General features: G+C 35.8%; 11 protein-coding genes. 7 read left to right on the top strand and 4 right to left on the bottom strand.

The features are described 5' to 3' along the window. Window positions 1–59: 59 nt before the first annotated feature. The 3 genes from lipB to OPU68_RS06045 all read right to left on the bottom strand — a co-directional run bounded on the left by lipB (window position 60) and on the right by OPU68_RS06045 (window position 3242). Window positions 60–773 (bottom strand): lipoyl(octanoyl) transferase LipB, encoded by a 714-nt coding sequence (gene lipB / locus OPU68_RS06055; RefSeq protein ID WP_498473103.1) that lies wholly within the window; start codon window positions 771–773, stop codon window positions 60–62. 200 nt (window positions 774–973) lie between these two features. Continuing rightward, the gene (locus OPU68_RS06050; protein WP_498473102.1) at window positions 974–2257 is read right to left on the bottom strand and encodes a T9SS type A sorting domain-containing protein; all 1284 of its coding nucleotides are present in this window, start codon (window positions 2255–2257) and stop codon (window positions 974–976) included. A 196-nt stretch (window positions 2258–2453) separates the two neighbouring features. Further along, complete coding sequence (locus tag OPU68_RS06045; protein WP_498473101.1) at window positions 2454–3242, bottom strand: T9SS type A sorting domain-containing protein; 789 nt, start codon at window positions 3240–3242, stop codon at window positions 2454–2456. A 107-nt stretch (window positions 3243–3349) separates the two neighbouring features. On the opposite strand from OPU68_RS06045, the gene OPU68_RS06040 reads away from it, so the two are divergent. The 6 genes from OPU68_RS06040 (at window position 3350) to OPU68_RS06015 (ending at window position 10419) form a co-directional block, all read left to right on the top strand. Next, the gene (locus tag OPU68_RS06040) at window positions 3350–5452 is read left to right on the top strand and encodes a TonB-dependent receptor plug domain-containing protein (RefSeq protein ID WP_498473100.1); all 2103 of its coding nucleotides are present in this window, start codon (window positions 3350–3352) and stop codon (window positions 5450–5452) included. Between the two features lie 11 nt (window positions 5453–5463). After that, the gene (locus tag OPU68_RS06035) at window positions 5464–6576 is read left to right on the top strand and encodes an HmuY family protein (protein ID WP_498473099.1); all 1113 of its coding nucleotides are present in this window, start codon (window positions 5464–5466) and stop codon (window positions 6574–6576) included. Between the two features lie 21 nt (window positions 6577–6597). Continuing rightward, on the top strand, window positions 6598–7479 hold the full coding sequence (locus OPU68_RS06030) for a heme/hemin ABC transporter substrate-binding protein (protein WP_498473098.1): 882 nt from the start codon (window positions 6598–6600) through the stop codon (window positions 7477–7479). 68 nt (window positions 7480–7547) lie between these two features. Continuing rightward, window positions 7548–8588 carry a FecCD family ABC transporter permease gene (locus OPU68_RS06025; RefSeq protein WP_498473097.1) on the top strand — a complete coding sequence of 347 codons (1041 nt, stop codon included), beginning with the start codon at window positions 7548–7550 and terminating at the stop codon, window positions 8586–8588. Then, entirely contained in the window at window positions 8585–9361 is a 777-nt protein-coding gene (locus OPU68_RS06020; protein ID WP_498473096.1) for a heme ABC transporter ATP-binding protein, read from the top strand. The genes OPU68_RS06025 and OPU68_RS06020 overlap by 4 nt, the downstream gene beginning before the upstream one ends. A gap of 29 nt (window positions 9362–9390) precedes the next feature. Then, a complete protein-coding gene (locus OPU68_RS06015; protein ID WP_498473095.1) occupies window positions 9391–10419 on the top strand; it encodes a hemin-degrading factor in 1029 nt (342 codons plus the stop codon). A 65-nt stretch (window positions 10420–10484) separates the two neighbouring features. Here the strand turns inward: OPU68_RS06015 and OPU68_RS06010 are convergent, their stop codons facing one another. Beyond that, the gene (locus OPU68_RS06010; protein ID WP_498473094.1) at window positions 10485–11519 is read right to left on the bottom strand and encodes a tetratricopeptide repeat protein; all 1035 of its coding nucleotides are present in this window, start codon (window positions 11517–11519) and stop codon (window positions 10485–10487) included. A gap of 108 nt (window positions 11520–11627) precedes the next feature. Here OPU68_RS06010 and OPU68_RS06005 point away from each other — a divergent pair, with 108 nt between their 5' ends. Beyond that, window positions 11628–12305: a response regulator transcription factor gene (locus tag OPU68_RS06005; RefSeq protein WP_498473093.1), complete on the top strand. Its 678-nt coding sequence runs from the start codon at window positions 11628–11630 to the stop codon at window positions 12303–12305. Window positions 12306–12319: the final 14 nt, after the last annotated feature.

Raw genomic sequence — 12319 nt, 5'->3', positions numbered from 1 at the left:
TTGATATTAGATAAAAGATAAGTGATTGACTATTTTGATTAAAATCATTCATCCATTATTTATAAGATTAGTTCACATCCGAAAACATCAGCGAAGTGCTTTTTGATTTTCTGTTTAACTTCTTCGTAATCCACTTCTTTTTCCAATTCTCTTTTCATAGAAGTGACTTGCTTATCAGAAATCCCGCAAGGAATGATGTAATCGAAATAGCGCATATCTGTATTCACATTTAGAGCAAAACCGTGGATTGTGATCCAACGTGAAGCTTTCACGCCTAAAGCACAAATCTTTCTCGCGTAAGGTTTTCCGACATCAAACCAAACGCCTGTTTCGCCAGGAGAGCGTTCACCTATTAATCCATATTCTGCAATGGTTCTGATGATGACTTCTTCCAAATCACGCATGTAACGATGAATGTCTGTATAAAAATTCTCAAGATCCAGAATAGGGTAGCCAACAACCTGCCCAAAACCGTGATAAGTAATATCGCCGCCGCGATTCACTTTTACATAAGTTGCCTCTATCTCTTTCAACTTATTTTCGTTGGCGAGAAGATTGGATTCGTGACCACTCTTTCCTAAGGTGTAAACGTGCGGATGTTCTACAAAAAGCAGATGATTAATGGTTTCTTTTAGATCTTCCGGATTTTCCCTGTTATGGATTTTGATATCGAGATTCTGTTTTAGTAATTCTTCCTGATAGTCCCAGCTTGGCTGATAATCTTTGACTCCGAGATCCTGAAACTTTACTTTGGTATTGATGAGAGAATTCACTTTTTTAATGGAATTATTTATACAAATTTACTCATTATTTAATCAAATGACAAGACGCAAAAAAACCACCCGAAGGTGGTCTTATAAAGAATAAAATCTGAAATCGCCACGGTAAATATTTTTTCACAAAAGCTAATGGCGAAATAGCGATTGTATATGATTTTTAAAAATCAATCAATATTTACCAGTGAAAATATCACTTATTTTACAATAAGTTTTTTTGTTTCTGTTTGCCCGCCGTAAGTTATTTTTACGAGGTAATTGCCAGATGAAAGTCTGTTTAGGTCAACTTCCTGAGCTGAGAATCCGGATTGATTTACGATAGAAGTTTCATAAACTTTTTTACCGGAGAAATCAAAAATCTGTACAGTTCCGTTTTTAGAAGCAGCTTCTTTTACATCAAATAAGATATTTACTTTTTTGTCTTCTTTAGTTGGATTTGGATAGATTCCGAAACTTCCTTTTTTACCAAAATCAGCTACAGCCAATAAAGATGTAATGTCTTTGTACTTGAAATACATATTTCCATTTGCAGCGCCTCCATTCGAAGTGAAATACAGTCTGTAATATTTAGTACCTTCTTTAATGTAATAAACGATGTCGGTATTTACGCCTATCGTCGGTTTCCAGGAATGGCCGATTGTTGTAATGTTTTTGGAATAGGCTGTTGCTGCAGGCGCTGTAAAAGTAGAAACTGCCTGAGCTTCCGGTTGTACTTTTGCCACAGTCACATTTGGACTTTGGATCACACCGGATAATTTATACATCATAATATTCGCATAAAATGTATAATATCTTGTAAACATCAGATCCCAGTTAGATTTCGCAGGCTCCAGGTTTGGAACTTTTGCACCAGTATCAAATGAGAAATAGTTAAAAAATGCGTCATCTGTTCCGTTTGCAATTGTTCTGGTTTGTGTTGCATCCCAAGATGTTCCGTTCCATTTTGCATATTTGAAAGTGTAACCCGCAGCATATTCATTAATGAAGAACTTGTAGTATGTTGTTCCATATTCTAATACAAACACAACCTTACCGTTTACTTTATGAGTCACAATGTCATAAGAACCCCATCCGAAGTTTAATCCGGATGCCGGTAACAAAGTCGCTGCATCAAACGCACCATCCTGGATTCTCTCTGTCTGGTCCGGATTGTAAAGTGGATCTCCCCAATTTGCTTTATCTGCAGGCGTCACAGTATCAAAAGCTGCAGGATCTGCAGAAACCTGGTATGTCAAAACGTTTGTTGCATCATTTACTTTTATGCCAAAATCCATAGCACTGTTTCTGTAAAAAGCAATATCCCATCCTGTCGCAAGTTGCGATACGATGTTGTTTGAAGAAAGGTCAAAAAAGACGCGATTCGCGTACTGTGCGCCTGTTGTAAGATTTACTTGTGTATATCCGTTTTCATCTGTTTGGGATAATACTGTTTGATTCACAGTGAAAGCAAGTAAGCTTGCCAGAAGTAGTTTTGTTTTCATTGATTTAAAATATTTTAAGCTGTTATTTAGAATTATTCTACAAAACTATACAATTGTTTTTAATTATTCTAAATAAGATTATAAATAATGATTGATAAATATCATATCCTCATCAAAACATAATTATATAAAAAAAGTCTCCTAAGATGAACTTAAAAGACTTTTTATAAAGAAAAATTAGATAAAATAAATAAGATTATTTTTTGATAAATTTTGATTTAACAGCTTGTCCGTTAGTATCTTCAATTACGATGAAGTATATGCCAGTTTTCAGTTTTGCGATGTCAAAAGTATTATTATTAATTTTTCCTTCCGATACAAACTGACCAGCAGCTGAATAAATTTTTGCATTGGATAGAGCAACCGCAGAATCAAATTTCAATGAGTTATTATCCTGAGACACCGCAAATCTTATATTATTACTATTGAATGCACTTTCGCTGACAGCCAGGTTTGTGTTATAAATCACATTATCAATCTGAACAGCAGTATGAGCAGCAGTAGGCGTAACTCTTATTACCAGATAATTTCCCGCAGAAGCTGGAATATTCACCTTGACATTGGAAGCTGTAAAACTTGTGATCTGTACTGGATTTCCCACGGCAGTAAAGGTGGCCATATTCGCCGGATTGTTTGCAACTCCAATCTGAATAGTCGCTATCCCGGGAGACGAGGCAACAAGACCTGCATCAAATGAAATAGCTTTATCGCCAGATGGTGCTGCGATTTGTGGTGTGATGAGGTATAATGGTTGGTTTGAACTACTTCCCGGATATGCCTGTAAAAATTTATTCGTGCCATTTGCTACAACCAGCATCATTGGAGATGGCGGAAAAGGAGAAGTCGGTAAAATTGCTGACCAGCCGTTTTGAGGAAAAGTATTATTTCCGGCTGTGAATCCGTCAAAGTTTTCATTGATTGTGGTTACCTGTGCATTTGCAACAACTGCAAATATAGATGCTGCCAAAAATAGTTTTGCTTTCATAGTAGATTTTATTAAACGTGAATTGTTATTTAGAATTATTCTACAAAAGTATCAAATTATTTTTAATCAGTCTAAATAAAATCTTATCTTCGCAAAAAAATTTTTCAATGAAGAAGCGAACAATGAGCATTTTTTCCGTAGCAATTTTGAATTTTGTATACGGTCAAAAAGATTCACTTACTCAGAAAAGTATTGAAGAAGTTGTAGTTACCGGGCAATATAGTCCTCAGTCTATCAATAAGTCTATTTATAAAGTAGAAGTTATAAATGAGGAGCAAATAAAAAATATGGCAGCTACAAATGTAGCAGAAGTACTGAATCAAAGCTTAAATATCTTGATCACACCTGATACCAAATCTGGTAATTCTACAGCAAATATTCTTGGTTTGGATGGTAATTATGTGAAAATTCTGATTGATAATATTCCGGTTGTTGGAGATACAGGTCTTGGAAGCAATATAGACCTTACAAAACTTAGTCTCAACAATATAGAGCGTATAGAAGTTGTACAGGGAAGTATGGGAGTAGAGTACGGAAATGGTGCTCTGGCAGGTGTCATCAATATCATCACAAAAAAATCTGCATCAAAAAAAATTAGTCTTCGTGCATCCATTCAGGAAGAATCTGTAAGAGATGGTTACAATCTGAGAAAAAGAGGAAAAGGCAGACATATACAGAATCTAAATTTAGGTTATAATTTTAATGAAAACTGGTATGCTAATTTAAGTTTTAATCATAATGATTTTATGGGTTATGAAGGTAACTCAAATGGTTATAAATATTTTGAGCGTGATAACAAAAGAGGTTACGACTGGAATCCCAAAGAGCAATATGATACCAATGCTCTTATTAAATATTCAAAAGGAAATACAGCTTTGTTTTACAAAATTTCCTATTTGAATGAAAGATTTAATTTCTATAATCCTGTTGTAGATCGCGATCCGTTGAATGATGGAGCAGGTGGTGTAACTTACATCAGTAAAGATCGTGAATATAATACAGAACGCTGGATTAATCAATTCAATATTCAAACCCAGTTGGGAAATATACGGTATTTGGGAGATTTCTCTTACCAAAGTCAGAATCGTAAATACCACGATTACACTTATGATATTCCACAAAGAAGCATCAGGTCAGAAGACAATGAACAGTCTTACTATAATACCAAAGTTTTGTATTCCAGAGGGATGTTTAGCAATTTTTTGGGTAGCAAGATATTTGATTTTCAATTGGGTTACGAGCTGGATCATACAGCTGGATATGCGGCACTTATTGCCTTTGAAGGACTTGGTGATAAAGTTGTAGACAGAAAAATTTTTACTTATGCTAATTTTATTTCTGCTGAGTGGAACGTAAGTGATCGTTTTACGCTAAGACCCGGAGCCCGTCTATCTTTGAGTAATAAATTTGATAATCAATTCAATTATTCATTATCTACAAAATATAAAACTTCAAAAAATTCTAATATTCGAGGCGTTTTCGGGACGGCAAATCGTTATCCTACTTATGACGAGCTTTTTATGTATTTTGTAAATACAAATCATGATGTTCAGGGTAATCCTGATCTTGATCCTGAAACTGGATTTTCTGTAGGCGCTTTTTGGGATCAGAATTTCACAACTGCTGATAACTGGAAAATAGCTTACAGCGTAAACACTTTATATTTGGATGTCAAAGACAGAATAGAATTAGTAACTGTAAGTCTTCCTTCAACTTTCAAATATCTGAATGTAAATTCATATAAAAGTTTGCTTTTTTCTGCCAATGTTGATTTCAGGAAAGACCTGTTTACTTTCGGTTTGAGAGCTTCTGTCAATGGTATTTCAAGAGAAATGATCGATCTGGCACAAACTTCCCCTACGGATTTCAAATACAATCTCCAGGCAGGTGCATCAGCAACATACCGCCTTGATAAAGCACAGACTCAGTTTGCTTTATATTATAAATATTCGGGAGAAGAGAGACGATATATTTCAAATGGAAATGGTTATGATCTTGGGAAAATCGGAGATTTTCATATGATGGATTTTATTATTACTCAGCCTTTCTGGAACAATCAATTTGATTTTTCTTTAGGAGTCAAAAATATTTTCGACGTTACCTCTGTCAACAATTCCACAACCAATTCCGTAGGTCACGATGTTCCTACAGGCGTTAGCAATCTTTTCTACGGCAGAAGTTATGTTGCGAGATTAACCTATCAATTTTAAAATTATCAGCTATGAAGTCTATAAAAATTTTATTCATTTTATTTTTCGCAGTGATTCTTCAGTCTTGCCTTGCTGCAGATGAAGATCCGGTAAGTGTACCTCCGATTACAGGGCAGACATTGGAGCCAAATCTTGGAGGAGATAAACAAGGAAATCAGGTTTGGGTAGATCTTTCGGAACCGTTGGAGAATAGTATGACCTTCAATCAAAGAACAGATTGGGATTTGGGTTTTTATTCAGGTGATGAGTTTCGTGTTGTTATCAATGGATCTATAATAATGGCTGTAGGAAAAATAGCAAATGCAAATAATATTGATGCCGTTACAGCTTCTCAGGTTTCGTCTTTACAAAATGAAGTAATGGTTGGAAGTTTTGTCGCTTCTAGTCTGCAATATGTAGACAATCCAAACGGAAGATTTTTAGAACAGACTACTGCAATAGCTCCAATAAGTACTAACGATAATGAAAATCCAATTTATCTTATAAATATGGGTCGTGATATCTACAATGGAACAACTTCGCCTGGCTCTGTAATAACTGGAGGCGATCTGAGAGGCTGGATGTTGATTCAAATTACAAGATCTAATGAAGGATATAAACTAAAATATAAAGATCTGAATTCCGCAAATCCACATTCGGAATATATTATCTCGAAAAAACCGGATTACGCTCTCAATTTTTTCAGCTTAAAAAACGGCAAAGAAGTTACCATTCAGCCAAAACGAAAAAATTGGGATATCGGATTTACAGTTTTTACAAATGAAGTTTTCTATCCTACAGGAGAATCTGCAGGTAGCTACGTTTTTGCTGATTTTGTAGTTAACAATATCACGGATGGTGTTGGTTCATATCAAGTCAATATTCCTTCTGGTACTAATGCTGATCAATATTACAGCACTTTTAAAGCAAGTGATATTGATGCGTCCAAATTTATTTTTAATGATCAAAGAGCAATCGGAGATCATTGGCGAACTGTGACAGGAAATAATGGTGCACAGGTTTATGGCGATCGTTTTTATATTATAAAAGATGCAGAAGGTTTTTTCTTTAAGTTGAGATTCAACAAAATGCTGAACGACAAAGGAGAAAGAGGTTATCCTCAATTTGAATACGAAATACTTTAAAAATAATACATTCAAATACTTATGAAAAACATAAAAATAGCTGTTCTTTCAGCCATACTTTTTGCAGGATTTTCTTGTAAAAAAGAAGATTCAAAAGTAGAAGCAAAAAAAGAGACAGTCGCAGAAGCAACGGTTTCTAACCAAAAAATAGTCAGTATCAGTGGTGGTGTTACAGAGATTGTAGCGGCTCTTGGACACGAAAAAGAAATCGTAGGAATAGACGTTACAAGTACCTATCCGGAAAGTCTGAAAACGACTGCAGAAGAATTGGGCCACGTGCGTTCTATGACCATTGAGCCGATAATGGCACTTAATCCTACTTTGATTGTAGCTTCTGATAAAGACATCAATCCGGACTTATTAACGAAAATAAAGGCATCCGGAATCCGGACAGAATTGTTCAATCAGGAATTCACAATCGATGGCACTAAAAAATTGATTGACCAAGTTGCAAAAGCTTTAGGAAATACAAATCAGCAAGTATTACTGGACAAGATAGATGCAGATGTAAAACAAATCCGGCCAATTGCTAAAAAACCGAAAGTTCTCTTCATCTACGCAAGAGGAAATATGATGATGGTTGGTGGCAAAAATACACCTATGGCGCGTATGATCGAGATTGCTGGCGGACAGAATGCAGCCAACGATTTCGAAGATTTCAAACCGTTGACACCTGAAGCGGTTGTACAGTCAAATCCTGATGTTCTGCTGTTTTTCACTAGTGGATTGCAAGGTTCAGGAGGAGCAGAAGGTATTCTTAAAATGCCGGGAGTTCCTCAGACCAATGCTGGTAAAAATAAGAAAGTTATTGCTCTGGATGGCGGATTGTTATCTTCCTTCGGACCAAGAGTTGGCGAAGCAGCTTTGAGCCTCAACAAATTACTAATCGAATCAACAAAATAAAAGTCCTAAAAGGACGACAGATTTTCTAACATAGGAATTCATTCCTATGAAACAAAAGAAGAAACGATTTGAAATCAAAAAGTCTTACATTTTACGCTATCATCGGTATTGTTTTATTAATGCTGATGATGGTTTTATCTTTAAATATCGGGGTTTACGACTTCGGAAAATCAAATGCGTACGAAGTTTTCGGGAGGTTTGTAACAGGAGATTCTTCATTATCTCTCAGTGAAAAGTACATCATTTGGGAAGTCCGGACTTCCAGAATCATAATGACCGTTTTGATTGGAAGTATGCTGGCCGTTTCCGGAACCACTTTGCAGGGAATGTTCAAAAATCCTTTGGCAACAGGCGAAGCAATCGGTTTAACTTCCGGAGCAACCTTAATGGCTGCAATTGCAATCGTTTTGGGTCATACATTTGAGGAATATCTTCCTGAAATTGTTAGAAATTCCTTAATCGGTGTTTCCGCATTCGTTGGTGCATTATTAGCAATGATTATCGTTTACAGAATTTCAACTTTTGGCGGAAAGACGAATGTCGTAATGATGCTTTTAAGCGGCGTTGCCATCACTTCAATTGGATTTTCAATCACCGGATTTCTGATTTATATTTCCAAAGACGAACAACTTAGAGATTTAACATTCTGGAATCTGGGAAGTCTCGCCGGAGCAACTTGGACTAAAAATATGATTTTAACAGTAGTTTTACTATTGTCCTACATCATCATTCTCCCAAAAGGAAAAGCATTGAATGCAATGATGTTGGGCGAAAAAGATGCTGAGCATTTAGGAATCAATGTTGAAACTTTAAAGAAACAAATCGTAGTAATCACCGCATTAATGGTTGGGACTTGCGTTGCATTTTCAGGAACCATCGGATTTGTCGGATTGATTGTTCCTTATATTTTAAGATTGCTTTTCCGTTCAGATTATCACTATATATTGCCTTTATCAGCTATTTTCGGAAGCATTTTATTATTGATTGCAGATACGTTGAGCCGGACAATCGTTGCACCTTCGGAATTACCAATCGGTATTTTAACATCATTGATTGGCGGACCGATTTTCATCGCCATTTTAATTAAATTTAAAAATACACTCAGATGATAAAAGGACATCAAATCAATTATCAGAGTCAGAAGGTCAACATTTTGAAAAATGTCGACATCAATATTGGTTACGGCGAATTTCTGGCAATTGTTGGCCCAAATGGAGCCGGGAAATCCAGCCTTCTGAATGTTCTCGCCAACGAAATCAAGACCGATAACAAACAAAAAATTCATTTCAAAGATAAAATTCTAAAAGATTGGAGTCTGGATGAATTATCAAAGCATAAAGCCAAATTCTCCCAACACAACGCACAGGATATTCCGCTATTGGTGAAGGATGTTGTGATGATGGGTCGTTATCCGTATTTCAGTTCACAGCCGCATTCGGAGGATTTCCAATCGGTTGAAAAAGCAATGGCTGAAACCGATGTTGTGCATTTCCAAAAGAGAGAATACAACTCACTTTCCGGCGGAGAAAAGCAGCGCGTCCATTTGGCAAGAGTTCTGGCTCAGTTGGATAATGAGGTAGAAAATACTTTACTTTTTCTGGACGAACCACTTAATAATCTGGATGTTAAACATCAATACAAAACTTTGGAACTGATAAAGAATTTCACCCAGAATAGCAATACGGCAATTGTTGTTTTGCACGATCTCAATCTGGCGGCACGTTTTGCAGACACGATTTTATTGATGGAAAATGGGAAAGTATTGTCGCACGGCTCTCCGGAAGATGTTTTCACGGCGGAAACAATTTCCAAGGCCTACAATTTTCCCTGTACCATCTGCAAACATCCGGTAAAGGAAAATACAATGATACTATTTGGATAAAAAATTATAATCAACTTAAATAAATCAATATGAGTACATTAACAAACGATTTAAAAGAAAAATGGGAAGTTCTGAAAGCAGAAAATCCACATCTTAGAATAAGAAATGCAGCTGAACAATTAGGCGTTAGCGAAGCAGAATTGCTGGCAACAAATGTTGGAAATGGTGTTACTGTTTTGAAACCGGAATTTGCAGCGCTTCTTCAGGAAGTTATCAAGCTTGATAAAGTAATGGCTTTGACAAGAAACGACGAGTGTGTTCACGAGAGAAAAGGTATTTATCTGAACCCGGATTTCAGCAATCCGCACGGACAGGTTTTCGTAGGAGAAGATATCGATTTAAGGATTTTTATCAGCTCTTGGAAATTTGGTTTCTCAGTTGTGGAAGGCGATAGAAAGAGCCTGCAATTTTTTGGAAAAGATGGATTGGCACTTCACAAAATATATTTGACAAACAAAAGCAACGAAGAAGAATTTGATGCTTTGACTGAAAAATACAAAGCTGACGAACAATCCAACGAAATCGTAACAGAACCCGTTGCTCCAAAACCTGCGGAAAAAGCTGATGCTGAGATTGATGTGGCTGGTTTCCAACAGGCTTGGAAAGATTTACAGGATACACACGATTTCTTTATGATGACGAGAAAATTCGGTGTTAGCAGAACGCAGGCTCTGAGACTGGCGCCGGAAGGATATGCTCGAAAAATTGACAATTCTAAGGTTGTAAACGTATTAGAGGATGCTTCTGAACGGAACATTCCGATAATGGTTTTCGTCGGGAACAGAGGAATTATTCAGATTCACACAGGCGAAGTGAACAAAACGCTTTGGCATCAGCAATGGTTCAATGTAATGGATCCGGATTTTAACTTGCACCTTGATACAACCAAAATTGCAGAAACCTGGATCACAAAAAAACCAACGGAAGATGGGGAAGTAACTTCAGTTGAAGTCTTCAATAAAGATGGGGAATTCATCGTTCAGTTCTTCGGAAAAAGAAAGCCGGGAAATCCGGAGCTTCAAGGCTGGAAAGACCTTGTAGCTGGTTTGGAAAACTAGAATTTAAAATAAAAATAAAAACCGTTTCAAATTTTTTGAAGCGGTTTTCTTTTGTTTCGAAATCATTACTTCATTTCAAAATTGAATTTTTCAATAATCTCATCAATTCTTCCATCGTAAAGTTTGATCGCATTTTCATAAGTTTGATTTTCTGATAATTTCAAAAATTTTTCTTTGTCGTATTTGATCAGATATTCAACAAAAGCTCCTGCAATTGGATATAAAATGTCATCATTTACTGGTGAATTATTTTTCCAGATTTCCTTGATATCAATAGAATTATTTTTATAAACTTCCTGCGAAATTTTAAGTTTATCATTCTTTTGCTGATCAAAGCATACTCCAATTCCTTCATTTATCAATTGTGTTTTTATAATCTGGCTATTTCCCCAAAACGAAATATTATGCGCAATTTCGTGCCCAGGCGTTTGGTTGAATCTGCTATGGGAGATAGAAAAAATTGGAGTAGAGAACCCGAGATTTTTATTCAGGACAGGATTAAAGCTTTCGTTCAAATTCCAGACAAAAAAGTCAATTTTCTTTGGCATATTGGAATTGAAGAAAGAATTGATCTCCTCAAAAGCTTTTTGTCTGGTTGTGACAATTCGTTCAATCTCTTTTTGATTAATACCATTTTCAAAATGGAAAATTAGGTTTTTAGATTCTCTGACTGTCCAGTTTTTGTAAAACTCATCCAAACCACTCAAAAGTCCAAAATTCCTTATACTTTTCATTGAGTTTTTTGTACCTGTGATTTTAGTTGCTTCCTCGTAATTTTGTTTCGCAATCTCAAGATTTCCAGTCCCGAAATTATTTTTTGCAATTTCCAGAAAAGTCCATGATTTTTGCCAGTCTTCTTTCATTAATGTCTTTGCTTTTTCAAGATAGGGAAGAGCATTTTTAAAACTGCCTTTTTCATCTTCTGCTCTTGCAATCATAAGAATAGTTTCGAAATCATCAGGTTGCGATTTCAAAATTTCCTGTCCTATTTCTATAGTCTTGTCAAAATTATGTTTGGAAAAAGCCTCAACCATTTCTCTTTTTTGGCTGAATGTAAAAACAGAGCAAAATAAAAATAGTGATACAAGGAATTTTTTCATTTGTGATGTTTTAAATAACTAAATTAATGAAAAATATAAATCCTAAAACATAAGAACGTTCCCTTTCCCAATTTACTTTTTCCCATATTTGTAAAAAATTCTTAACAAATGCAGGCATTACTTTTAGAAGACGATTCTGTTCTATCTTCAGAAATTGCACTTTTTCTGGAATCAAAATCAATAAAAACAGACAAAGCAGAAGACGGCGAAGTTTTCCTGAATATGTTTACTGGTAATGATTACGACATTTTTTTGCTTGACATCAATGTCCCGAAAATCAACGGATTGGAAATCTGTAAAACCATCCGCGAAACCAACTCCGAAACGCCCATCATCATTATTTCTGCCTACGACGGAATCGAAGAAAAAAAAGAAGCATTCCTGAGAGCTGCCGATGATTACCTTGTAAAACCTTTTCTGCTTGAGGAATTATTATTGAGGATCAATTCCCAAATGAGAAGGCTGACACCAAAGACAGAAGAGGTAGAAAAAATCGTCATAGAAGATCTGGAAATTTTCCCGGAAGACAGCAAGGTTTTCCGCTCTGGTGAAGAAATCAATTTGACAGTAAAGGAATTGCAACTCTTAGTTTTATTGGCAAGAGCCAACGGTCGGACACTTTCCAAACAATATATTTCCGATGAAGTCTGGAAAAATCAATTCCAATCCACAAACAACGCCATCGAAGTTTACATTAATTTCCTGAGAAAGAAAATCGATAAAAACTTCAAAACAAAACTCATCCACACAAGACCAGGTTTTGGATATTACCTAAGCCCATTATAGTTTTAAGTTCTAAT

The organism is Chryseobacterium sp. TB1-D10 (assembly GCF_059803555.1).
This window is presented reverse-complemented; position numbering and strand designations above follow the sequence as displayed.